This is a genomic window from Nocardia sp. NPDC056564, assembly GCF_042793755.1.
Classification (GTDB): Bacteria; Actinomycetota; Actinomycetes; order Mycobacteriales; family Mycobacteriaceae; genus Nocardia.
Genome location: NZ_JBHTUR010000004.1, coordinates 362,721 through 385,447 on the forward strand (window position 1 = coordinate 362,721; position 22,727 = coordinate 385,447).

The window sequence follows — 22,727 nt, forward strand, 5'->3', positions numbered from 1 at the left end:
TCAGTTTCCGTATTGCGCGGTCTCCGGACGCTCGATCAACAGGGTGTGCGCGGGCCGCTCGGCGACCGGACGGTGCCGAACCCCCTTGGGCACCACGAAGAGTTCGCCCGGGCGGAGGGTGACCGGATCCTGCCCCGCCAGCTCGATCCGGAACTCGCCGTCCCAGCACAGGAACAGTTCGTCCTCGTCGTGGTGGTGCCACGGGAATTCGCCGGCCAGCTGGGCGACGCGCACGACGGTGTCGTTGACCACGGCCAGTTCGCGCTGCTGAAAGGGGCCGGGCAACTCGGCGACCACGTCCTGAATCGACACCGGAGCGGTGATTCTTGCTGCTGTCATGGCGATCATCGTCGAACGGACCGGGTCGCCAGGCCATGGCCAATCGGGCAGAATTGGTTTGGCCATGGAACCAATCGATGTCGCCGAACGTCTCGGACGCTGGTCCGCGGGCCGGGGCACGCTGTACACGCTGCTCGCCGCGCGGCTGCGCCGCCTGATCGATGACGGCGAATTGCCCGCGGGCACACCGCTGCCGCCGGACCGGGTGCTGGCGACCACGCTCGCGGTCGGGCGCAGCACCGTGGTCGCCGCGTACGACCTGTTGCAGTCGGAGGGCCGGATCGTCCGGCGGCAGGGCAGCGGCACCCGGGTGGCCGGGAATCCGCTCGCCCGGCCCGCCGACACCACCAGCGCGCCGGTCTTTCTCGACCTGCTCGAGCCGCGTCCCGATGTGATTCCGCTGGCCTGTGCCGCGCCGGATACCCCGCCGGCGGAGCTGACCGAGTGCTACGCCCGCATCCTGCCCGAGCTGGCGGCGACCACCGGCGATATCGGGTACTACCCGACCGGACATCCCCGGCTACGGCATGCGCTCGCCGAGTACTACCGGAATCGCGGGGTGCCGACCACTGCCGAGCAGATTCTGGTCACCACCGGTGGGCAACAGGCGCTTTCACTGCTGGCGCGATGCTTTCTCCAGCCCGGCGACCGGGTCCTGATGGAATCGCCGAGCTCGCCGCCCGCGCTGGAGACGTTCCGCGCGGAAGCCGCCGTGGTCGAGGGCATTTCGCCCGGACTGGCCGGATTCACCGCGGCCGCGCGGGCACATCGTCCTGCGCTCGCCTATGTGATTCCCACCTTTCAGAATCCCACCGGGTCGGTGCTGTCCGCGCTGGCCCGCAGGCGATTGGCCGAAACGGCGGCGGCGCAGGATGTTCCACTCATCGAGGACGAGGTACTCGCCGAGCTCGGCTTTCCCGGATTCAGCACCCCGCCGCCGCTGGCGGCGCACTCGGACACCGTGCTCACCGTCGGCTCACTGAGCAAGACGGTGTGGGGCGGGCTGCGCATCGGCTGGGTGCGGGGCGCGGGGCCGACCATCGCCCGGCTGGCCAGGATCCGCGCGGTGCACGATCTCGGCGGCGACGTGCCCGCGCAGCTGGCGGCGGCCGAGCTGGTGCCGCGCGTGGCCGACGTCTGCGCGCGGCTCGCGCCGGAACGCGCGGCCAGGCACGACCACCTGCGCGCGGAACTGGCCCGGCTGCTGCCCGATTGGGCGGTGCCGGAGGTCGCGGGCGGCCAAACCCTGTGGGTACGTTTGCCTTACGGCGACGGCACCTCGTTCGCCCAGGCGGCGCTGCGCCACGGTGTCGCGATTCTGCCCGGCAGCGGGCTGGATTCGACCGGCGGCAGCGCGGACCACATCCGCGTGCACTTCCTGCATCCGCTCGAGACGCTCACCGAGGCGGCCCGCCGCCTCGCCGACGCGTGGCGCACCTACCGGCCGCCGGCCAGGGTGGTTCCGTCGCCGCCCGCGCTCGCGATCTAGGCAGCGTTAAGCCACAACGACTTCCGCGAGTCGCGCGGTGATGAGCGCTTCGGCCTCATCGACCATGCGGGTGATGAGCTCCGCGCAGGTCGGGATGTCGTGGATGAGGCCCTGGACCTGACCCGCGCTCCAGATGCCCGCGTCCAGATCGCCCTCCTCGAAGACGCGACGGCCGCGCGCACCGGCGACCAGGTCGCGCACGTCCTCGAAAGTGCCGCCCGCCTTTTCGATTTCGACGACCTTGCGGCTGATCTCGTTGTCCGCGACGCGGGCGGTGTTGTGCATGGTGCGGAAGATCAGCTGGGTGTCCCGCTCGGTGTGCGCGACGATCTGCTCCTTGACCTTCTGATGCACCGCGGACTCCTGCGTGCACAGGAAGCGGGTGCCCATATTGACCCCGTCCGCACCGAGGGCCAGCGCGGCGACCAGGCCGCTGGCGTCGGCGAATCCGCCCGACGCGATCATCGGAATGTCCAGCACCCTGGCGGCCGCGGGGATCAGGATCAGGCCGGGCACGTCGTCCTCGCCGGGGTGGCCCGCGCATTCGAAGCCGTCGATGCTGACGCCGTCGACGCCGATCCGCTGCGCCTTCAGCGCGTGCCGCACGCTGGTGCACTTGTGCAGCACCTTGATGCCCGCGTCCCGGTAGTACGGCAGGAACGGCTCCGGATTGCTGCCCGCCGTCTCGACGATGGTGACGCCGCTGTCGATGATCGCCTGCACATACTCGGCGTACGGCGGCGGGTTGATCGACGGCAGGATGGTGACGTTCACGCCGAACGGCTGGTCGGTCAGCTCCCTGGTGCGGGCGATCTCGCGGCGCAGGTCGTCCGGCGTCGGCTGGGTGAGTGCGGTGATGAAGCCGAGCCCGCCCGCGTTGGCGACGGCCGCGACGAGCTCGGCCCGGCCGACCCACATCATGCCGCCCTGCACGATCGGGTGTCGCACACCGAAGGTCTCGGTGAACCTGGTCCGCAGCATTGCGCTCTCCTCTGCCTCGCGCGGGCGTGCCAGTCGCCCGAAGACCTGAATAGTGACACGAGGATCCATCGGTATTCAACCCATAAGTAAGCCGAAATTCGCATCCTATCGACGCGCTGCCCTGCTCCTTACTGCGCTCGAGCAACCGAAAGTGTGCCTAAAACACAAGCTGGGAGTGGGTCTATCCGCCTCGACGCCGATCGGCTCTGATTAACGACGATTCATCCGGCAGACCCTTGCCGTCCAAATAAGTTAGTTGATATTCTGCGCTCAGTTCAGCCCGTCACAGCGGTCGGCCAGCCCGGCGGACGCACGTGCCGGCCCGAGAGGAGTTCGTGGCATGACCACCCGGGTACATGGGGGACGGCAGCAGGCGGAGTCGGCGCGAGCCTCGCTCGACGAGCCGCTCAGGTCGCGGCGTAATCACTGGAACAACCAGATCGCCGTGCACGCGCAGATGCGCCCGGACGCGGTCGCGCTGCGGTTCCGGGGCGCGGACACCACCTGGCGGCAACTGCACGAGCGCTCGCTGAAGTTCGCCGACGCGCTCGCCCGCCGCGGCGTCGGCTTCGGCGACCGGGTGCTGATCCTGGCGCTGAACTACCCCGAGTACGTCGAGGCGGTGTTCGGCATCAACGCACTCGGCGCGATCGCGGTCCCGGTCAACTTCCGCCTCACCCCGCCCGAGGTCGCCTACATCGTCGGCGACAGTGGCGCGAAGGCGATCGTCACCGACACCGTGCTGCTGCCGCTGGCCACCGCGGTGCAGGCGCAATCCAGCACGCTGGAAACCTGTTTCGTGATCGGCGGGCCGAGCGCGGACGGCGCGTTCGGCTTCGACGACGTGCTCGCCGAGGGCGGCGAACCGCACACCCCGCTCGACATTCCCGAAGACACCCCCGCGCTGATCATGTACACCTCGGGCACCACGGGCAGCCCGAAGGGCGCGATCCTGTCCTACGCGAACATGAATTCCCAAGCGCTGACCGTGATCCGGGCGCTGGCGACCGAACAGAGCTCGATCGGGTTCTGCACCTCGCCGCTGTTCCACATCGCTGGACTCGGCAGTCTCGCACCGTGTTTTCTGCTCGGCGCGAAGACGGTGCTGCATCCGCTCGGCGCCTTCGATCCCACCGAATTCCTCGACGCGGTCGAGCGGGAGCAGGCCACGAGCGCGTTCTGCGTGCCCGCGCAGTGGCAGGCCATCTGCGCCGAACCGCGGGTGAAGGAGCGGAAACTGGCGCTCACCGCGCTCAGCTGGGGCGCCGCGCCCGCCTCCGACACGGTGCTGAAGGCGATGGCCGACTGCTTCCCGAACGCGTTCAATGTCGCGGTGTTCGGGCAGACCGAGATGTCGCCGATCACCTGCGTACTGGAGGGCAAGGACGCGCTGCGCAAGCTCGGCTCGGTCGGCAAGCCCATCCCGACCATCCAGACCAGGATCGTCGACGACGAGATGAACGATGTCGCGCCCGGCGAGGTCGGCGAAATCGTCTACCGCGGACCGACCCTCATGCAGGGGTACTGGAACAAGCCGGAGGCGACGGCGGAGGCCTTCGCCGGCGGCTGGTTCCACTCCGGCGACCTGGTCAGCCAGGACGAGGAGGGCTTCATCTGGGTGGTGGACCGGAAGAAGGACATGATCATCTCCGGCGGCGAGAACATCTACTGCGCCGAGGTGGAGAACGTGCTGTTCGCCCATCCGAAGATCCGCGAGGCCGCGGTGATCGGGCGCGCGCACGAGAAGTGGGGCGAGGTGCCGGTGGCCGTCGTCGCGCTCAATACCGCCGAGGACGAGCTGACGCTGGACGAGCTCACCGCGTTCCTCGACGCGAACCTGGCGCGCTACAAGCACCCGAAGGATCTGGTGCTGGTCGCCGAGCTGCCGCGCAATGCCAGCGGCAAGGTGGTCAAAGTTCAACTGCGCAAAGAATATTCATCCTGACCACGCTGGGCTGACGTAGGGTCGGGGGATGGCGATCCCCCGTCTCCGCGCGGCCGTACTCGCACTGCACTGGCAGGTGAACGTGATCGAGCCCGAGGGCTTCTTCGGGCCGATGCTCGCCGCGCCGGTCGCGGCGAGCGGAGTCGTCGCCCGGGCGGTGGAGTTCCACAAAGCGGCTGCCGCGCAGGGTTTTCCGGTGATTTTCACCCGCTTCACCATCCCGGTCGGCGAGGGCGAACTGGTGCGCAATACCGGTTTCATGCGGTCGGTGGGCGCGGCGCAGACCGAGTTCCGGCCGGATTCGCCGGGCAGCCAGCTTATTCCGGAGATGGCCGGACAGGCGAGCGAGGTGTTCGACAACCAGAAGCTGTCCGGGCTGGCCGGTAATGAACTGGCGCGGTGGTTCACCGAGCGGAACATCGACACGTTGTTCGTCACCGGGGTCGCGACCAACCTGACCGTCGAGCAGACCGCGAGGCACGCGACCGATCTGGGTTTCACCGTGCATCCGGTGGCCGACTGCGTCGCCGCGGCGAGCACGCAAGCACACGAGGCGGCGCTGGCGAACCTCGAACTCGTCACCGCCGGATCGCTGACCGCCGCGCAGGCGATGGAGCTGCTGGTCCGCCGCTGATCTCGGTCCTGGGCCGCTGCCGCGTGCTTGAATGGATGTCGGCAACATGACAGCTACGGCCGAATCACGCTGCACCTGCGCCGATTCGGCCGCTTCGCCTAGAGATCAGGAGCCAACTCGGTGAAAATCCTCCACCTGACGGCAGTCGCCGCCACCGCGTTCGCGGTAGTGGCAGGCACGGCAGGCTGCGGCGGCAACGACGAGGCGGACCACTCGGCCCACGCCATGTCGACCGCTCTGCAAGCCCCCTCCGCCGCCGTCAACCCGACCTCGGCGATCGCCACGTCCCCGGCGATCGCCACCTCCCCCGCCGCGGTGGCGGACGTCAGCTGCGGACCGGTCACCGACGCGGGCGGCGGCACCCGCACCGTCATCGCCGTCGGCACCGCGGCGGGCCGGGTCGGCTGCACGGAAGCGATCAACGTCGCGACGAAATACGCGACCACGGTGAGCAATACCGACGCTCAGACCGTCGACGGCTGGCAGTGCAACGCCCAGCCGGACCCCGCCACCCCGTCCAGGTGCACCAAGGACGGCCTGATCATCGGCCTGCGCGCCACCTGATTCACCGATCGAACGCCGGCCCCGCGCTGCCGCCGGGTCCGGCGTTCGCCGCCTGCCGATCGCGTCAACTCGCCCGGACCGCGCGGGCCAGCACCGCGTCGTAGTCGTGACTGGCGATGACCTCGATATCGTCCGGAAGGGCGTGCAGCCGCTGGATGGTCCGGAACGCGGCGTCGCGGTCGGCGTCGAACAGGTTGCCGGGCATCGGCGCCTTCTCCCGGATCAGCTTGACCTGCAGGGTGTTCCACACCGCGTCACCGGCCAGCAGTACCCGGGTGCCGTCGTCCACCGCGAGGAGCACGCCGACGCTGCCGGGGGTGTGCCCCGCCAGATCGACCACGACGACGGAACCGTCGCCGAATACGTCGTGGCTGCGCGGAAAGGTGAGCACCGGCGGGCCGTCGAGCTCGACCGGCGCGATGGACTGGCCGCGCAACGGTTCCCGGATCACGCCGATCGGTGCGGTTTCGCCGCGCATGGCCCACGCGTATTCGACCGCGGGGACGCGCAGTTCGATCGAGTCCGGCAGCTCGAGCAGGCCCGCGACATGGTCCCAGTGCAGGTGGGTGGCGAGGGTGAAGTCGATGTCGGAAGCGGCGAGGTCGCGGGCGGCGAGCGCGTCGCTCAACCCGAGCACCGGCTTGTCCGGCGTGACCAGTTTGCCGATCGGGAACGGATGTCCGGGCAGGACTCTGGTGTGCACGTCGGCGCAGATGGCGGGATCGACGAGGAACCTCGCCCGCGGATGCTCGACCAGGAACGCGCCCATCGACATCGGCAATTCCCGCAGGCTGCGCACGCCCTCGGCGACGATGGTGGCCGGCGCGGCCATGGTGGCCTGCGGCAGCGCGATCAGCCGGACCGTCGCGGTCGCCGTCGGCGCGGGCGCGGCGGCCAGACCCGCGAGAAAGGCCTGATCGGGTCGGCGCGGGCGGAGTAGCCGGCCCGGTGTGGCGGCCAGTGCGGCGCAACACCGCACCAAGGTGCCGAGGGTTCCGGGGCGGCCATCGGCGAGCCGTGCGGGGTTTTCGCTCACCTCGCCACGGTAGGCGATCGGCCGTGTCGGCGCAGGCCACGCAAAAGGCTCTTCTCCATAGTGCGATATCTCGGCATAATCGCGGGTGGTACCTGGGCGGTAGAGACGAGCCGCCGATTTCGGGGGTAGGCACGTCTCGGGATGGATCGGAGCTCGATGGTACGCAGTCGTGCGGCGCTCACGACCACGGCGGTGACGGCCGTGGCCGAGCTGCTCGGCGTCGACGTGACCGCCGTCTGCACCGACGCGCCGTTCGCCGACCTGGGCCTGAGCTCTACTCAGCTGGCCCGGCTGACCGCGCGACTCGAGGATGCCATGGGGTTCGAGGTCTCGCTGACCGCGATGTACGACTACCCCGACATAGACCAATTGGTCGAGTATCTCGCGATGCGATGACCGGGGTATCCATCGTCGGGATCGGCTGCCGGGTGCCGGGAGCCGACGGCGGCGACGAATTCTGGCGAATGCTGCTCGCCGGGTGCGACGCCACGGCGCCGCCGGCCGGGCGACCCGGCGGATATCCGACGACCACCGACGCGTTCGACCACGAGTGGTTCGCCCTCACCGAGCGGGAGAACGCGCTGCTGGATCCGCGGCAGCGACTGGCGATGGAGGTCGCGGTCGAGGCGATCGATGATGCGGGGATCGGTTACCGCACAAAGGGTTCGGGCGCGGCGGTGGTGTTCGGCGCGTGCGGCTACGAGCTCGGCGCCACGGTACTCGGCCGGTCTGGATTCGACGCGCCCTACGCCGTACCCGGCGCATCGCTCGGCGGCGTCGCCAATCGCCTGTCTTACCTGCTGGATCTGCGTGGGCCGAGTCTTGCGCTGGACAGCGCGGCCGCGTCCTCGCTGGCCGCCGTCGACCTGGCGGTCCGGCTGGTCGCCGACGGCACCGCGCCGTTCGCGATCGCCGGCGGGGTCGATCTCCTGCCGCTGCCGTCGAACTGCCTGACGGACGGCGGTTTCCCCGCGTCCGACGGACGAGCGAAACCGTTCGACGCGGCCGCCGGCAGATACCCGCGCGCGGACGGCTGTGCGGTGGTGGTCCTGCAACGCACCGAAGACGCGGTGCGCGAGGGTAATCGGGTGTACGCGGAGATCGCCGGGACCGCGGTCGGCTCGGCCGGACGCGCCGGCGGGCTGCGGACGCCGAACCGCCGGACACAGCAGGAAACGGTGCGCGCCGCCTGGTCCCGCGCCGGGCTCGATCCGCGTGGCGCCGGGTACTTCGAATGTCATCGCAGCCGAACGACATCGGCCGACGCCGTAGCGGTCGGCGCGCCGGCCGCCGGTGTCGCACGGGGCACTTCGGCACCCGGGGACCCGAGCGCGAGCGGCTCGGCGGAGGCCCCCACCGGGCAGCTGGAAGCGGCCTCGGGCGTGGTCGGTGTGCTCGAGGCGGCGTTGTCCATCCACCACGGTGTCATCGCGCCGATGGCCCGCGTCCGGACCGAGAGTCCGCTGCTGCCGCCGGCCGAGCGCGGTCCGCGGGTGCCGACCGCGGCCGTCGACTGGAGCGCCGTCCCGATCGGCGAACGTCACGCGGGGGTCGGCGCTTTCGGCGTCGGCGGCGCCAGCGCGCACGCGGTACTGCGCGGAGTCGACCAGCCGCGCGCGGTCCGCGGGGACGAACCGCCGGTGCTGATCTCGGTGACCGGGCGCGATACCGCGGAGCTGACGGCGGCGGCGGGCCGGTATGCCGGGCGGCTCGAGGCCGGCGGCGAATCGTTGCGCGAGTTCGCCTCCGCGACCGCCAGATTGCTGCCGCAGCGGGCGCGGGCCTGCGTGCTGGCGCACGATCGTGCCGACGCGCTGAAGCAGCTCCACGCTGTCGCGCAGGGTGATTCGAGCGCGGCGGTGATCGGCCCGTCGGCGACCCGGCGCCGCGGTGGTGTGCTGTTCCTGTTCCCCGGGCAAGGTGGGCAGCACCTCGCGATGGGACGCGCGCTCGCGGCGCGGCACGGCGCGTTCGCCGCCGCGTTGGCCAAGGTCGCCGACGCGATCGTCGCGGCGGACGGACCGCGGGTCTGGACACCGCGACACGGCTTCGCGCTGACCGGCTCGGGCAACGGAACCGGTTCCCGCGCTATGGCACTGGTCGCGCCGGCCATCTTCGCCTTCCAGGTGGCGATGGCGGAATTGCTGGCGGCGTGGGGCATCCGGCCGGACGCGGTGGCGGGGCACGGGCTCGGTGAGGTCGCGGCGGCCGCGGTCGGCGGCGCGTTGTCGTTGGCCGACGCGGCGCTGATCGTGGTGCGGCGCAGCCGGATCGGAGCGGAGCCGGCCGACCGAACGGCCGTGGCGCTGCTGACCGCGGCACCGTTCGAGGCGGCGAAGCTGGTGGAGCCGATGCGGGCGCAGGTCGGCATCGCGGCGGTGAATGGTCCGCGTTCGGTGGTCGTTTCGGGTATCCCGCGCTACATCGATACGCTCGTCCGGCGGGCCAGGCGCCGCGATCTGCCCGCGCTGCGGATCGCGGACGATGCCACCGCCTACCGCCCGCTCGCCGCCCCGGTGCCGCCCGAATTCGTCGAGGCGCTGGCGGATCTGCGGCCGACGCCACCGCGCACCCCGCTGTACTCCACCACACGCCGCGCGGAAGTGATCGCCACGGCGACGATGGACGGCGCGTATTGGGCAGAGAATGCCTCGGGCACAATCGAACTCGCCGCAGCGCTGGAACGCGCCGCCGCCGACGGGCTTTCGACGGTGCTGGAGATTTCGCCGCAGCCCGTGCTGGCCCCGGCGGTGCGTGAGTATCCCGAGTTCCGCGACGCGACGCATCCGGTGGCGGCGCGCGACGACGAGGCGGGTGCGTTTCTCACCTGCGTCGCCCGGTTGCACCTCGAGGGGCGGCCGATCGACTGGTCCGCACAGGGGCCGTTCAGCACTCCGCCACGCCGCACGTGGCGAAGGCGCACCTTCCCGCCGATCACGTCGAGGACTGAGCCGGACAGTCTCGAAACCGCCTTTGCCGCTGACGATCTCACCGATTACGTGATCCACGGCGAACCGGTCGTGCCGACCGCGTTCTGGTTGCGCAGGCTGTTGCATTCGGCACGCGCCACGGTGCTCACCGATTTCGTGGTGCACGAACGGACCGCGCTCTCGGCGCTGCCGGAGGTCGGCTATCGCCGTGACGGCGATGCAAGTGTACGGGCGGAGGTCACGGAGGCCGCAGCGCTGGCATCGGCTCGGCCCGCCGGTGACCCCACACCCGCGGATATCGTCGCATGGATGCGGGTGGTGGATGCCAACCGGGCTGGGCGACACCGGATGCGACTCATCGCGCCGGCCGCGTTCTATGCCGATCTGCACCGGTTGCGGCTGGAGTACGGGCCGCGGTTCCGGGTGCTGCGCGGCATCGCGACCGGGCCGGACAGCGCGATCGGCCTGTTCGACGTCGCCGAATTGCACAGCACCGCAACGCTGAGCGGCTGCCTGCAAGCGTTGACGGCGACCGTCTACGCCGAGGTGCCCGCCGACGTGCTCCCGCTGCCGGTCGGTATCGCCTCCGCGTGGTTGTCCGCCGAACCGAATCGGACGGTCCTCGAGGTACACGCGTTCGCCCGCGAGCGCACGGCGACGGGGCTGGTCGGCGACGTCATCGCGACCGACCAGCACGGTGTGCCGTGCCTCGCGTTGTCCGGCGTGCGCATCCGGTTCGTCGGCTCGGACGCTCCGGCGCGGTCTGCCGCGGTGCCGCGAAAGACCGATCGCCCCATGCTCTTTCGCGAGCCGACCTGGCATACTGTCGATCCCGAGTTCGTCGCCGGACCGCACGATGGGATGGCCGGGCGCGCCTTGGTAATCGGCGATTCGGACCTTGCCCACCGGGTAGCCGACGCGCTGGCGGACCGCATCCCCACCGACCGGGTGCCCCGCGATCCGGATGCGCCGCGGCCGCTCATCACCGATCTGCCGCTGGACGGCTCCGCGCGCACCGCGGTGGTCCTCGTCTGGCCTGCCGAAACAACCTCGGCGGCAACCCACTCCGACCCCATCGGCCCCGGCCGGAGCGCCGCCGCGACGACCGGCCGGGTCCTCGATCTGCTCCAGCGGATACACGCCGACGCCGGTACCGCCTCCCTGACGGTCATCCTGCCGGAGCCCACGGCCGTCGACCCGCATCGCGTCGACCCCGATGTCCTGGCCGCGCCGCGGGCGATCGCCGGCCTGGTCCGCTCCCTGCAACTCGAATCCGGCCGCCCGGTGCGCCTGATCTGGACCGATGCGGACCCGCGAAGCGTGGCACTGCTCCGCCGCTGCGTGACGGAGCTGCCCCGCACCGCCTGCACCGACGAATTGCGCTGCTCGGCAGGCACTCTCGCCGTCCGACGGTTCGCTCCCGCACGACTGCGTTCGGCCGGCACCGCCATCGATGCGGCCGGAACCTACGTGGTCACCGGCGGATTGGGCACCGTCGGCGCCGTCGCGGTGCGCTGGCTGCTCGATTCCGGGGCCCGCGACGTGGTGATCCTCACCCGCGCACCGCGCCCGGTGCCGCCGCTGCTCGACGGGCTGGAGGACCGGATCGTGGTGGTCCGCTGCGATACCGCCGACCGGCGCGATCTGGCCAACGCGCTCAACGACATCCGCGAATGCGGCTCGACCATTCGCGGCCTGGTGCACGCGGCGGGCTCGACCACCGAGGTTACCTTCGATGCCACCACACCCGACCAGCTGACCACGGCGTTCGCCGCCAGGCTGACCGCGGCGGACAACCTGATCGACCTCACCGCGGCCGACCCGACCGACTTCATCCTGCTGTTCTCCCGCGCCACCGGCGCATTCGGCGCACCCGGCCGGGCCGCCGACGCCGCCGCCGACGCGGCGATGGATTCGCTGGCCCTGACCTACCCGGGACGGGGTGTGCTCAGCGTCGGCTGGGGTCGATGGGCGACCGGCTCGTCCGGGCCGGTCCGGCGGGCGGGTATCGCGGCATTCGATCCACGACACGATGCCGCGCTGCTGTCCGACCTGTTGCGGTATACCGGGACCTACCTCTCGGCAGTGGACTACGCACCGACCGCCGACACTTCCCGCTTGGCGGTGCGCCTCTCGAATCTCCTCGGCGCCGGCCCGGTCGATCGGCTCGCCGCACACCCCAGCGAGGTCTCGTGACAGCCTGCAACAGCCTCGCCGCGCGCATCGCCGAGCTGGCCGCCACCCGGCCGGACGAGATCGCCTTTACCGAGCTGCGCTATCGCATGCACGAACGGCTGCCCGTCTCGATGACCTACGCAGGCTTGCACTCCGCCGCAGGCGGACTCGCCGAGCGGCTGCGGGACGGGAGTGCGCCGGGCGACCGGATCGCCATCCTCTGCGCGCACGGACTCGACTACGCCGTCGCCTTTCTCGCCTGCCTGTACAGCAATCGCATTGCGGTGCCGCTGTTTCCGGCGAGCGGCGCGCGCAACAAGGAGCGGCTGCTCGCGGTGCTGGCCGACGCGCGACCGACGCTCGCCCTGCTGTCCCACGGCGACTCGGCCCGCGCGTCGCTACTCGGTCCGGTACTCGGCGCGGCGATCGAACTCGACGCGGATGTCACTGTGCCCATGAGGGATACGCCCGCGCCGGTCATCGATCCGATCCGGGCCGAACTCGCCTATCTCCAGTACACCTCGGGCTCGACCCAGTCCCCCGCCGGCGTCCGGGTCACCCACGCGAACCTGACCACGGCGCTGGAACAACTGTGCCAGGCCCTGCGGCCGACGCCCGGCAAACCCATCCTGACCTGGCTGCCGTTCTTCCACGACATGGGTCTCATCCTCGGCCTGTCGCTGCCGCTGTATTGCGGCGTACCCGGCTTCACCATGTCCCCCGCGGAGTTCGCGAAGCGGCCGATCCGGTGGCTGCGCGCCGTGAGCGACTATCGCGCGGGCATCACCGGCGGACCCAATTTCGGCCTGGGCCTGATGGTTTCCGCGACCACGCCGGAGGAGCGCGCCGGGCTCGACCTGTCCGGCCTGGACATGCTGCTCAACGGCTCCGAGCCGGTCCGGGCCGACGCGCTCGCCGAATTCACCGCGACCTTCGCCGAATACGGCTTCCGCCACCAGGCGCACACCCCGGGCTTCGGCCTGGCCGAGGCCACCCTGACCGTGACCGTCGGCGACTGGCGGACCGACCCGGTGGCACAGTATTTCGACCGGAGCGCGCTCGCCGAAGGCCGGGCGGTGCGGCTCGCGCAGTCGCTCGGCGGCACACCGCTGGTCGGCTGCGGCGCGCCGGTCGGACAGGACGTGCGCATCGTGCACCCGGTGTCCTGCGCCGAGCTGCCCACCGGCCGGGTCGGCGAGATCTGGGTGGCAGGCGCGAATGTCTGCGACGGCTACTACGGCAGGCCCGATGCCACCGCCGAGACCTTTCACGCCACCCTGCGCGGCAGCGACGCCGACTGGCTGCGCACCGGCGACCTCGGCTTCTGGTTCGACGGTCAGCTCTACATCGCGGGCAGGCGCAAGGACGTGATCGTCGTCGACGGCCGCAATCACTTCCCGGCCGACATCGAGGCGACGGTCGAGGCCTGTGCGGTGCAGATCCGGCCGGGACACGTGACGGCGTTCGGGTACGACGACGGGCGCCGCGAGGATCTGGTGATCGTGGCCGAGCTGCGCGTCGCCGAGGCCACCGAGCCCGCCGAGCTGTCGGTGCTCGCCCGCCGGATTCGCGCCGAGGTCGCGGCCGCGCACGAGGTGATACCGGGTTCGGTGATGCTGGTCGAGCCGGGCCGAATCCCCAAGACCACCAGCGGCAAGCTGCGCCGCGGGGAGTGCCGGGCCCGGTACATCGCCGGCCAGCTCGCCCCGGTGGCGATGATCTGAACCGTTCCGAAACACCGTCGAAGTCCCGCCGATCCGGGCTACGGGCCGCGATGATGAGGTGCATGGCGACCGACAACATCTCCGTGCGGTGGAAAGCCGAGCCGGAGGAGCACGACTACCCGGCAGCCGCCGACTATCTGGAGTTGCTGGCCGGACCGAAGGTGGTCAGTGCCGTGCTGGACGACCTGCGCGCCGGTCCCATCGTGCACAAGAAGGCCAAGGACATTCTGCGCGCGGCCGGGCTCGCGCTGTTGCCGCCGGAGAACCCGCACGTCCGGCGGGACCTGATCAAGATCAACAACGGCAGCTCGCTGTCCCCGATTCTGCTGGTGCGCGGTGATTTTCGCACCGGGACACCGCTGGTGATCGCCGATGGCTACCACCGGGTCTGCGCGATCCACTGGGCCGACGAGAACATCGCCATTCCGGCGAAGATCGCCGCCATGCCGTGACCTTCTCCACCCTCGCACTCGTCCTCGCACTCGGCCTGTTCGGGCCGCTGCTCGCGCTGCGCGCCGCGTGGCACGTGCCGGTCATCCTCGGCGAGGTGCTCGCCGGAATCGTGTTCGGCGCCACCGGATTCGGCGTACTGCACAGCGCCGACCCGGTCTTCGCCTTCCTCGCGGACATGGGCTTCGCGGTAGTCATGTTCGTCGCGGGAACCCATGTGCCGGCGCGGGATCCGGCGGTGCGGTCCGCCCTCGGGGTCGGCGCTGTGCGCGCGGTGATCGTCGGATTGCTCGCTGTTGCAGCAGGATTCGGTATCGCGCACTGGTTCGATACCGGACATGGCGCCATGTACGCGGTGCTGCTCGCCTCTTCGTCGGCGGCGCTGGTGCTGCCGATCATCGACTCGCTCGGGCTGGCGGGTAAACCGGTGCTCGCGTTGACCGCGCAGGTGGCGATCGCCGATACCGCCTGCGTGGTGGCGCTGCCGCTGGCGATCGATCCGGAGCACGCGGGGCGGGCGGCGCTCGGCGCGCTGGCGGTCGCCGCCTGTGGAGTCGTGCTCTTCGTGGTGCTGCGCCGGCTGGAGCAGTCGGGCGTGCGACGCCGCGCCCATCGGTTGTCCGAGGATCGCAAGCTCGCCCTCGAACTGCGGGTGAGCCTCGCGGTCCTGTTCGCGCTGTGCGCGGTGGCCACCCAGACCCGGGTGTCGATCATGTTGGCCGGCTTCGCCACCGGGCTCGCGGTGGCCGCGATCGGCGAGCCGCGGCGGGTGGCCCGGCAGCTGTTCGCGATCAACGACGGCTTTCTCGGGCCGCTGTTCTTCGTCTGGCTCGGTGCCCGGCTCAATCTGCGTGACTTCGGCGACCATCCGCGCCTCATCGCCCTCGGTCTCGCGCTCGGTGTCGGCGCGGTGCTGGTTCACCTGATTCCGCGGCTGGTCGGTCAGCCCGTCGGCTACGGGGCACTCGCGGCGGCGCAGATCGGCGTTCCGGTCGCCGCGGTCACGGTCGGCACCGGACTGCACGTGCTGGTGCCGGGGGAGGCGGCGGCGTTGATGCTCGGCGCGCTGTGCACCATCGCCGCGGCGGCGGTGGCGGCGAATAGATTGGCCGCCAGGGCATCGGCGACAACGACCTCGGCGTAGCTCAGCCTTCGGTGCGGCCGAGGAGTCGATCCGTTTCGCGCCGTTCGCGTTTGGTGGGCCGGCCGGATCCGCGGTCGCGGCGCGGCTGAGCGGCGAGGATCTCGCGCGAGGGTGGCGGTGGGCTGCGATCGATCAAGCATTGCGCGGCGACCGGTGCGCTGACTCGCTTGGTGATGATCTGCTCGACGATGACGATGCGTTCGACGCCGCTCAGGCGGATGCGCACCTCGTCGCCGGGTTTGACCGGCTGGGCGGGCTTGGCCGCGACGCCGTTGACGCGGACGTGTCCGCCCCGGCAGGCCTCGGCGGCAGCGGATCTGGTTTTGAACAGGCGCACGGCCCAAGTCCATGAATCGACTCGGGCCTGCGTCGCGGTGCTCTTTCCGTTCGCACGGATGCCGTTTTCGGCGGGGGTCACTCGTTAGACGATACGGCGTGCGGTGACCACATCGCCGGCGCGGAGCGGAGTGTAGGAGACGGGCGAGCCGGACTGAACGGCGTTGAGCAGCTTGCCGTCACCCGCGTAGATGCCGACGTGGCCGCCGCCGTTGGTCACGACGATGTCGCCGGGCTGCAGGTTCTGGAAGGCCACCGGAGCGCCGACGTGCGACTGCTCGAAGCTGGTGCGGGGGAGTTCGACGCCGGCCTGCCGGTAGGCCCACTGGACCAGACCCGAGCAGTCGAAGTTGGAGGGCCCTGCGGCACCCCAGGAGTACATCGCGCCGACCTTGGTCTTGGCCGCGTCGAGCGCGATATCGCTGGCACTGGGAGCGGGGTTGAACAGGCCGGGCATGTTCGGCGCGAAGTTCGGAACGCCTGGCGCCGCCTGCTGCTGCGGTGCGCCGGGAACCTGCGCGTTCGGCATGGCCGACACGGCCTGCTGGATCTGCTGGTTGAGTTGCTGGACCGGCGCCTCGTATTCCTGGGGCACAGGAACATCGAAGTTACCCAGTCCGGGGAGGTTGATGGTTGCCGCCATCGCCGGGATCGCGGGCATCGCGCCGGTTGTCGCGGCCACCGCGCCCATGACGAGGGCACCCTTGACGGAATTCGGCAAGCGCGAATCCCGCTGCATGCTGTGTTTACCCACCGAGCTACGTCTCCGATCTTCGTACTCTCCCGCCGACCGGTGAGCGACCGTCAAATGGCCGCAAGGAATCACCCAGTCGAACACTGTGGGTGTTCCCGGCACGGCAGGCGGGAAGATGGCCCCGACGGCCGCTAAGGCGGTAACTGCGTGGCGCCGCTTCTCTTTCGAAACGACAGGACTCCACTAAGTCACGAAGAGATTACGATGCCGACGCGGTGTTGTCCAGCGCACAGACCTGGTAGTTTTCCGGTCCCGCCAAACTCCCTGGACGATCGCCCGGAATCGCGACACGCCCACTGGGTCACGACACGATATCGACGAATAAGTGTCTGTTACCGATCGGCGGCAAATGTCCGAATCGTCCTTTGGGAATTCAGGATTCGCGGCCGTTGGCCGCCTCGCCGTCGCGTTCGCCGAGCGCCTGCTCGAGTTCGGCGATCCGGCGCCGGGCATCGGCCAGCCCGACCTCCAACTGCCCGAGCGCCATCACCAGCGGCCCGACCGCGAGGTCCGCGACGAGCTGCGGATCGTCATAGCCCTGCCCTATCGCCGTCAAGATGTTGGCCCGGATGCGGTGCGCCACCGTCGCTCCCGTCGGCACGTTCCAGGATTGGACCACCTCGGCGGTGGTCGGGGTGGGTTCGTCGGACATGACCCTCCGATACTCGCTGGAAACGCCAGCAGCGTAATGACTTCCGTGCCCATCTCAATCGGGCGAGAGCCATCGTGCAATACCGGCCGCTAGCAATATCTAGGACACGCCGTAGATACCGGCAGATTTCGCGGACATAACGGGCTACGGTGTTAGGGCATGGACCCCGTGCGGAATCCGTATGCTCCCGGAGCCGGACAGCGCCCACCCGAATTGGCCGGGCGCGACAAGCAACTCACCGCTTTCGACATCGTGCTGGAACGCATCGCGCGCGGCAGGCCGGAACGCAGCGTCATGCTCACCGGCCTGCGCGGCGTCGGAAAAACGGTGCTGCTCAATCAACTTCGCTCGGCCGCCATCTCGCGCGGCTGGGGCACCGGCAAGATCGAGGCGCGGCCGGATCAGGAACTGCGTCGTCCGCTGTCCTCCGCGCTGCACATGGCGGTCCGCGCGATCGCCATGGCGCACCGGAACCCGGAACGGGTCGACGACTTCCTCGGCATCCTCAAGGCCTTCGCGCTGCGCGCCACCGCGGACAAGGGAATGCGCGAACGCTGGCAGCCGGGCATCGACGTGCCCGCGGTCACCGGCCGGGCGGATTCCGGCGACATCGAGATCGACCTGGTCGAGCTCTTGGTCGAGGCGGCGGCGCTGGCCAGCGAAATCGGGGTCGGCATCGCGATTTTCATCGACGAGATGCAGGATCTGAGTCCGGCCGACATCTCCGCGATCTGCGGGGCCTGCCACGAATTGAGCCAGGACACCGCGCCGTTGATCGTGGTCGGCGCCGGCCTGCCGCACCTGCCCGCGGTGCTGTCCGCGTCGAAGAGTTACTCCGAGCGCCTGTTCAGTTACCACCGCATCGATCGGCTCGACCGCGAAGCCGCCGACCTCGCGCTGATCGCGCCCGCCGAGCGCGAGGAAGTGAAGTTCACCGACGAGGCGCTGGACGCGCTCTACCACAAGGCCGATGGTTATCCGTACTTTGTGCAGGCCTACGGCAAGGCGGCCTGGGATCAGGCGCCGGAGAGTCCGATCTCCGCGGAGGATGTCGAGGTGGCCGCGCCGACCGCGGAGGAGGAGCTGGCGGTCGGCTTCTTCGGCTCCCGCTACGAACGGGCAACGCCCGCCGAGCGCGAGTACATGCGGGCCATGGCCGATCTGGCCGGCGACGACGGTCCGGTGGCGACCTCGGCGGTGGCCAGCGAACTCGGGCGCAAACCCGCCTCGCTGTCGCCGGCCAGGGACGGGCTGATCAAGAAGGGCCTGATCTATTCGGCCGAGCGCGGCACGATCGGATTCACCGTGCCGCATTTCGGTCGTTACCTACGCAGTGTGTGAGGACGGAACCGGGCAATCCGAACATCGGTTATTAGCTCCGTATTAGCTTGTCTACCAAGATCATTAGAGATCGATAGAAATCAATCGACCTGCGGCCCTACCGGCGGGTAACTAAAGTTCCTACACTCGAATGTGATCCTGATCACGTCCGAGGAGGACATCATGGCGACAGCCGCGAAAGTCGACGCCACCGAAGAACAGGCCCGAGCACTGGTCGAGGAATCTCGCGAAACCACCTGGGCCAAACCATCCTTCGCGAAGGAGATGTTTCTCGGCAGGTTCCGGCTCGATCTGATCCACCCGTACCCCCAGCCGGGGCCCGAGGACGCCGCCCGCACCGAGGCCTACCTGGCCAGGCTGCGACCGTTCTGCGAATCCATCGACGGCCGGGTGATCGAGGCGGAGGTCCGGATCCCGGACGAGTACGTCAAGGGGCTGGCCGAGCTCGGCTGCTTCGGGCTGAAGATTCCGGAATCCTATGGCGGGCAGGGTCTTTCCCAGTTCGGCTACAACCGTGCGCTGATGCTGGTCGGCTCGGCGCACCCGAGCCTCGGCGTGTTGCTGTCGGCGCATCAATCCATCGGCGTGCCCGAGCCGCTGAAGCTGGCCGGCACCGACGAGCAGAAGGCGGAGTTCCTGCCGCGCTGTGCCGCGGGCGCGGTCAGCGCGTTCCTGCTAACCGAGCCCGACGTCGGCTCCGATCCGGCCCGGATGGCCAGCACCGCGACCCCGATCGAGGACGGAACGGCCTACGAGCTCAACGGCGTCAAGCTGTGGACCACCAACGGGGTGGTCGCCGAGCTGCTGGTGGTGATGGCCAGGGTGCCGAAGAGCGAGGGGCATCGCGGCGGCATCTCCGCGTTCGTGGTCGAGGCCGATTCGCCGGGCATCACGGTGGAGCGGCGCAACGCGTTCATGGGTCTGCGCGGCATCGAGAACGGCGTCACCAGGATGCACAACGTGCGGGTGCCGCGGGCGAATCTGATCGGCCGCGAAGGCGACGGCCTGAAGATCGCGCTCACCACGCTCAACGCGGGCAGGCTCGCCATCCCGGCACTGTGCACGGCATCGGCGAAGTGGTCGCTCAAGATCGCCAGGGAGTGGAGTACCGAGCGGGTGCAGTGGGGCAAGCCGGTCGGCGAGCACGAGGCGGTCGGCCAGAAGATCTCCTTCATCGCCGCAACCACTTACGCGCTCGAGGCCGCGCTCGATCTGTCCGCCGCCATGTGCGACGAGGCGCGCAACGACATCCGCATCGAGGCGGCGCTGGCCAAGCTGTGGGCCAGCGAGATGAGCTGCACCATCGCCGACGAGCTGGTGCAGATCCGCGGCGGTCGCGGCTACGAGACGGCCGCCTCGCTCGCGGCGCGCGGCGAGCGCGCGGTCGGCGCCGAACAGCTGGTCCGCGATCTGCGGATCAACCGGATCTTCGAGGGTTCCAGCGAGATCATGCGGCTGCTGATCGCCAGGGAGATGGCCGACGCGCACATGGCCGCGGCGGGCGCGCTGGTCGACCGCAATGCCGAGTTCAAGGACAAGGCGAAGGCCGCGGTCGGCGCGACCGGCTTCTATGCCAAGTGGTTCCCGCAGCTCGCGGTCGGCTCGGGCACCGTGCCCGCGGCCTATACCGAATTCGGCACGCTGGCAAAGCATCTGCGGTTCGTCGAGCGCAGCTCGCGCAAGCAGGCCAGGTCGCTGATGTACGCGATGGGCCGCTGGCAGGCGGGCCTGGAATACAAGCAGAACTTCCTCGGCCGGATCGTCGACATCGGCGCCGAACTGTTCGCCATGTCCGCGTCCTGCATGCGCGCCCAGGCGCTGCGCACCGCCGGCGCACCGGAGGCCACCGCCGCGACGGAACTCGCGGACGCCTTCTGCAAGCAATCCCGGGTCCGCGTCCGCCGGCTGTTCGACGCACTCTGGGACAACACCGACGACGACGACCGCACCCTCACCCGCGGCGTGCTCACCGGCCGCTACACCTGGCTGGAGGAGGGCGTCTTCGACCCGAGCGAAGGCACTGGCCCGTGGATCGCCGAATGGCAACCCGGCCCCTCCACCGAACAAAACCTCCTCCGCCCCTTCCTCCCCTCCACCCGCACCCCCGCCACCCCCTGACCCAAGACAGTCGGCCGCCCACCGAACGCCACGCCCCTCCACGACGTGCCGTCCGGTGGGTGCCTCGTCCGCCAAATATCCCCCCAATATTGGCAATCACTAGATAGTCATAGATTTTCCTCGCGAGTGGCGACACCCCTCCCCCGCGCCGAACGCTTGCGCGCCAACAGGTTTGACAATTCCGGCCGACGCCGGAGAAGGTGGGCACGACCGCTTGGCGTGCGGTAAACGCGAATGGGGGATTCACATGGACTCACGGTCCTCGAGCTTCAGCGATCCGTCGACGGGCAGGGGATTGGAGTCCGGCCGGAAGATGCCCCAATGAGCGCGGAGCGCACTCCGGAGGCGGCTGCGTGGGAGCCGCGGGTTCGATTGTTCGGGCTTGCCGCTCTAGCGGTTGTGCCGGTCTTGATCGGGTGCGGGCTACTGTTCACGTTCGTCGGGGAGTATGCGGGAGTCGGTGTGGCGCAGCGCATTGCGATCGGCGCGGCGTTGGCGGTGGCACTGTCGGCGATCGTGGTCTGCCGACGGCGGCCGCCCGAGGGGCATCTTCTCACTGCGGTTCGCATCGCGTTTTTCGCGACATATGCGGCGGTGGCGCTAGCCGCGGCTCTCACCGCGCGCAATGAGAATTGGGAGATCTTGTCGATCCCGATCTACTTGATGCTGATTTTCTCTCTCCATGCCTTGTACGAACGATGCACCCGGCGATTCGAGACGTTCGGCGGCAGACCGAGCGCAGAGGGTTGACAGAAAAATCTTCGCGGCTATACCGAAGATGCTAGATAGAGATAGATATCTGCATCGCGCGACCATCCTCGCACAACGGAGGGGGCCCCTAGGACCCCGATCGACCGTTCATCAGGAGTCTCTACCGGAATCTAGCACTTTGCCTAGCAAACCGTAGATTCCTCGATGGAGGGGCGGACATACATCCCATGCATCGGTTGGGCAACTTGTGCGTAACGCCGGGTATGGGCTGGTAACGCGGGGGAAATGTATATCGACAACCGGGCAAGAACGCTCCGCAAGGATGCACCCTCCTAGGAGGACGTCATGTCCACGACGATCGCCCGCTGCGCCGCCGATTACGACGGTCACCGTGTCACGGTGTCGGCCGAGGACGGGATCCCCATCTCGGTTCGCACGTTCGGGACCGAGGCCGCGTCTCTGACCGTGGTTTTCGTGCACGGCCACTGCCTGCGCACCGAATCCTGGTCATTTCTGCGTGATCAACTGCTGCGGCAGTGGGGCGCCGAGACGCGGATGGTCTTCTACGACCATCGTGGGCACGGCGAATCCGGGCAGGCCGATCCGTCGACGTACACCATCGACCAGCTCGGTCGCGATCTCGACACCGTGCTGCGCACGGTCGCGCCGACCGGGCCGGTGATCCTGGTCGGGCATTCGATGGGCGCGATGGTGGTGCTCGCCTACGCCCGGCTGTTCCCGGAGACGATCGGCACCCGGATCGTCGGCGTCGGCCTGATCGCGGGCGCCGCGAACGGGCTCACCGAGGTGGGGCTCGGCCGGTTCCTCAAGCGGCGGGCAGTGAACTCGCTGCAGGTGGCCGTGGTCCGCGCGCCGCGGGTCATGCAGGGCTCGAAGCGGATGTCCCGCCGGATATTCGAGCCGATCATGCGCGCGGCGAATTCCGGTACCCGGCGGGTGAATCCGCGGATGGTCGCGGTCGCCACCGCCATGCTGAACGACACCCCGCTGCTGACCATGTCGAGCTTCCTCGCCTCGCTGATCACCTTCGACGAGACCGCCACGCTGCACCGGCTCGGCGCCATCCCGGCGCTGGTGCTGGCCGGCACCGCGGACATCGTGGTGCCGTTCACCCACTCGGTGGTGCTCGCCTCGCAGCTGGCCGGATCGCGGCTGGTGCCGCTCGAGGGGGCGGGGCACAGCGTGATCTTCGAGCGGGCCGAGGAGGTCGCGCTGTCCATCGTCGGCTGGGTCGATCAGGTCGTCGGCGGGCTGCGCGGGCAGGGGCCGGAGTACGCCGTCGCCGGATGAATGCTGGGCGGCGCGCGATCACCGAAGTTGACCGATCGGTGGTTCACACCAAGCGCGCCGGCCGGCTTCGGGCAACACTTGGGCGAACTGCCG

General features: G+C 69.5%; 19 protein-coding genes. 13 read left to right on the forward strand and 6 right to left on the reverse strand.

The features are described from left to right. Complete coding sequence (locus tag ACFQ9K_RS13055; protein WP_378714337.1) at nt 1-339, reverse strand: cupin domain-containing protein; 339 nt, start codon at nt 337-339, stop codon at nt 1-3. A 64-nt stretch (nt 340-403) separates the two neighbouring features. Here ACFQ9K_RS13055 and ACFQ9K_RS13060 point away from each other — a divergent pair, with 64 nt between their 5' ends. Beyond that, nucleotides 404-1,828 (forward strand): PLP-dependent aminotransferase family protein, encoded by a 1,425-nt coding sequence (locus tag ACFQ9K_RS13060; RefSeq protein WP_378714339.1) that lies wholly within the window; start codon nt 404-406, stop codon nt 1,826-1,828. A gap of 6 nt (nt 1,829-1,834) precedes the next feature. On the opposite strand, the gene ACFQ9K_RS13065 is transcribed toward ACFQ9K_RS13060, so the two are convergent. Then, on the reverse strand, nt 1,835-2,809 hold the full coding sequence (locus ACFQ9K_RS13065) for an NAD(P)H-dependent flavin oxidoreductase (protein ID WP_378714341.1): 975 nt from the start codon (nt 2,807-2,809) through the stop codon (nt 1,835-1,837). 340 nt (nt 2,810-3,149) lie between these two features. Here ACFQ9K_RS13065 and fadD5 point away from each other — a divergent pair, with 340 nt between their 5' ends. From fadD5 to ACFQ9K_RS13080, 3 genes are all read left to right on the forward strand, one after another. Then, a complete protein-coding gene (fadD5, locus tag ACFQ9K_RS13070) occupies nt 3,150-4,754 on the forward strand; it encodes a fatty-acid--CoA ligase FadD5 (protein WP_378714343.1) in 1,605 nt (534 codons plus the stop codon). A gap of 28 nt (nt 4,755-4,782) precedes the next feature. Continuing rightward, nucleotides 4,783-5,388, forward strand: coding sequence for a cysteine hydrolase (locus ACFQ9K_RS13075; protein WP_378714345.1), 606 nt, complete (start codon nt 4,783-4,785; stop codon nt 5,386-5,388). Nucleotides 5,389-5,508: 120 nt separating this feature from the next. Continuing rightward, on the forward strand, nt 5,509-5,952 hold the full coding sequence (locus tag ACFQ9K_RS13080) for a hypothetical protein (protein ID WP_378714348.1): 444 nt from the start codon (nt 5,509-5,511) through the stop codon (nt 5,950-5,952). 64 nt (nt 5,953-6,016) lie between these two features. Here the strand turns inward: ACFQ9K_RS13080 and ACFQ9K_RS13085 are convergent, their stop codons facing one another. Beyond that, nucleotides 6,017-6,988 carry an MBL fold metallo-hydrolase gene (locus ACFQ9K_RS13085; protein ID WP_378714350.1) on the reverse strand — a complete coding sequence of 324 codons (972 nt, stop codon included), beginning with the start codon at nt 6,986-6,988 and terminating at the stop codon, nt 6,017-6,019. A 156-nt stretch (nt 6,989-7,144) separates the two neighbouring features. Between ACFQ9K_RS13085 and ACFQ9K_RS13090 the strand changes: the two genes are divergently transcribed. The 5 genes from ACFQ9K_RS13090 to ACFQ9K_RS13110 all read left to right on the forward strand — a co-directional run bounded on the left by ACFQ9K_RS13090 (nt 7,145) and on the right by ACFQ9K_RS13110 (nt 15,411). Then, on the forward strand, nt 7,145-7,384 hold the full coding sequence (locus ACFQ9K_RS13090; protein WP_378714352.1) for an acyl carrier protein: 240 nt from the start codon (nt 7,145-7,147) through the stop codon (nt 7,382-7,384). Next, a complete protein-coding gene (locus ACFQ9K_RS13095) occupies nt 7,381-12,114 on the forward strand; it encodes an SDR family NAD(P)-dependent oxidoreductase (RefSeq protein ID WP_378714353.1) in 4,734 nt (1,577 codons plus the stop codon). Before ACFQ9K_RS13090 ends, ACFQ9K_RS13095 begins: the two co-directional genes overlap by 4 nt. Then, nucleotides 12,111-13,817 carry a fatty acyl-AMP ligase gene (locus ACFQ9K_RS13100; RefSeq protein WP_378714355.1) on the forward strand — a complete coding sequence of 569 codons (1,707 nt, stop codon included), beginning with the start codon at nt 12,111-12,113 and terminating at the stop codon, nt 13,815-13,817. The genes ACFQ9K_RS13095 and ACFQ9K_RS13100 overlap by 4 nt, the downstream gene beginning before the upstream one ends. 62 nt (nt 13,818-13,879) lie before the next feature. After that, on the forward strand, nt 13,880-14,269 hold the full coding sequence (locus ACFQ9K_RS13105) for a hypothetical protein (protein WP_378714356.1): 390 nt from the start codon (nt 13,880-13,882) through the stop codon (nt 14,267-14,269). Further along, on the forward strand, nt 14,266-15,411 hold the full coding sequence (locus ACFQ9K_RS13110) for a cation:proton antiporter (protein ID WP_378714359.1): 1,146 nt from the start codon (nt 14,266-14,268) through the stop codon (nt 15,409-15,411). The genes ACFQ9K_RS13105 and ACFQ9K_RS13110 overlap by 4 nt, the downstream gene beginning before the upstream one ends. A 1-nt stretch (nt 15,412) precedes the next feature. Here ACFQ9K_RS13110 and ACFQ9K_RS13115 read toward each other — a convergent pair whose 3' ends face one another. The 3 genes from ACFQ9K_RS13115 to ACFQ9K_RS13125 all read right to left on the reverse strand — a co-directional run bounded on the left by ACFQ9K_RS13115 (nt 15,413) and on the right by ACFQ9K_RS13125 (nt 17,153). Continuing rightward, on the reverse strand, nt 15,413-15,829 hold the full coding sequence (locus ACFQ9K_RS13115; RefSeq protein ID WP_378714361.1) for an RNA-binding S4 domain-containing protein: 417 nt from the start codon (nt 15,827-15,829) through the stop codon (nt 15,413-15,415). A gap of 3 nt (nt 15,830-15,832) precedes the next feature. After that, entirely contained in the window at nt 15,833-16,438 is a 606-nt protein-coding gene (locus tag ACFQ9K_RS13120; protein ID WP_378714363.1) for a C40 family peptidase, read from the reverse strand. 436 nt (nt 16,439-16,874) lie between these two features. Then, nucleotides 16,875-17,153 (reverse strand): hypothetical protein, encoded by a 279-nt coding sequence (locus tag ACFQ9K_RS13125; RefSeq protein ID WP_378714366.1) that lies wholly within the window; start codon nt 17,151-17,153, stop codon nt 16,875-16,877. 159 nt (nt 17,154-17,312) lie between these two features. Here ACFQ9K_RS13125 and ACFQ9K_RS13130 point away from each other — a divergent pair, with 159 nt between their 5' ends. From ACFQ9K_RS13130 to ACFQ9K_RS13145, 4 genes are all read left to right on the forward strand, one after another. Then, on the forward strand, nt 17,313-18,494 hold the full coding sequence (locus ACFQ9K_RS13130) for an AAA family ATPase (RefSeq protein ID WP_378714369.1): 1,182 nt from the start codon (nt 17,313-17,315) through the stop codon (nt 18,492-18,494). 162 nt (nt 18,495-18,656) lie between these two features. Continuing rightward, complete coding sequence (locus ACFQ9K_RS13135) at nt 18,657-20,612, forward strand: acyl-CoA dehydrogenase family protein (protein WP_378714370.1); 1,956 nt, start codon at nt 18,657-18,659, stop codon at nt 20,610-20,612. Nucleotides 20,613-20,933: 321 nt separating this feature from the next. Further along, a complete protein-coding gene (locus tag ACFQ9K_RS13140; protein WP_378983159.1) occupies nt 20,934-21,362 on the forward strand; it encodes a hypothetical protein in 429 nt (142 codons plus the stop codon). Between the two features lie 306 nt (nt 21,363-21,668). Next, the gene (locus tag ACFQ9K_RS13145) at nt 21,669-22,634 is read left to right on the forward strand and encodes an alpha/beta fold hydrolase (protein WP_378714373.1); all 966 of its coding nucleotides are present in this window, start codon (nt 21,669-21,671) and stop codon (nt 22,632-22,634) included. The last annotated feature ends 93 nt before the right edge of the window (nt 22,635-22,727 follow it).

Bases quoted from the DNA above. Each gene is read 5' to 3' on its own strand.
- ACFQ9K_RS13065 (WP_378714341.1), bottom strand. From the start codon at position 2,809: ATGCTGCGGACCAGGTTCACCGAGACCTTCGGTGTGCGACACCCGATC.
- ACFQ9K_RS13060 (WP_378714339.1), top strand. From the start codon at position 404: ATGGAACCAATCGATGTCGCCGAACGTCTCGGACGCTGGTCCGCGGGC.
- ACFQ9K_RS13135 (WP_378714370.1), top strand. From the start codon at position 18,657: ATGGCGACAGCCGCGAAAGTCGACGCCACCGAAGAACAGGCCCGAGCA.
- ACFQ9K_RS13125 (WP_378714366.1), bottom strand. From the start codon at position 17,153: ATGTCCGACGAACCCACCCCGACCACCGCCGAGGTGGTCCAATCCTGG.
- ACFQ9K_RS13120 (WP_378714363.1), bottom strand. From the start codon at position 16,438: ATGGGCGCGGTGGCCGCGACAACCGGCGCGATGCCCGCGATCCCGGCG.
- ACFQ9K_RS13055 (WP_378714337.1), bottom strand. From the start codon at position 339: ATGACAGCAGCAAGAATCACCGCTCCGGTGTCGATTCAGGACGTGGTC.
- ACFQ9K_RS13090 (WP_378714352.1), top strand. From the start codon at position 7,145: ATGGTACGCAGTCGTGCGGCGCTCACGACCACGGCGGTGACGGCCGTG.
- ACFQ9K_RS13105 (WP_378714356.1), top strand. From the start codon at position 13,880: ATGGCGACCGACAACATCTCCGTGCGGTGGAAAGCCGAGCCGGAGGAG.
- ACFQ9K_RS13130 (WP_378714369.1), top strand. From the start codon at position 17,313: ATGGACCCCGTGCGGAATCCGTATGCTCCCGGAGCCGGACAGCGCCCA.
- ACFQ9K_RS13145 (WP_378714373.1), top strand. From the start codon at position 21,669: ATGTCCACGACGATCGCCCGCTGCGCCGCCGATTACGACGGTCACCGT.
- ACFQ9K_RS13095 (WP_378714353.1), top strand. From the start codon at position 7,381: ATGACCGGGGTATCCATCGTCGGGATCGGCTGCCGGGTGCCGGGAGCC.
- fadD5 (WP_378714343.1), top strand. From the start codon at position 3,150: ATGACCACCCGGGTACATGGGGGACGGCAGCAGGCGGAGTCGGCGCGA.
- ACFQ9K_RS13075 (WP_378714345.1), top strand. From the start codon at position 4,783: ATGGCGATCCCCCGTCTCCGCGCGGCCGTACTCGCACTGCACTGGCAG.
- ACFQ9K_RS13140 (WP_378983159.1), top strand. From the start codon at position 20,934: ATGAGCGCGGAGCGCACTCCGGAGGCGGCTGCGTGGGAGCCGCGGGTT.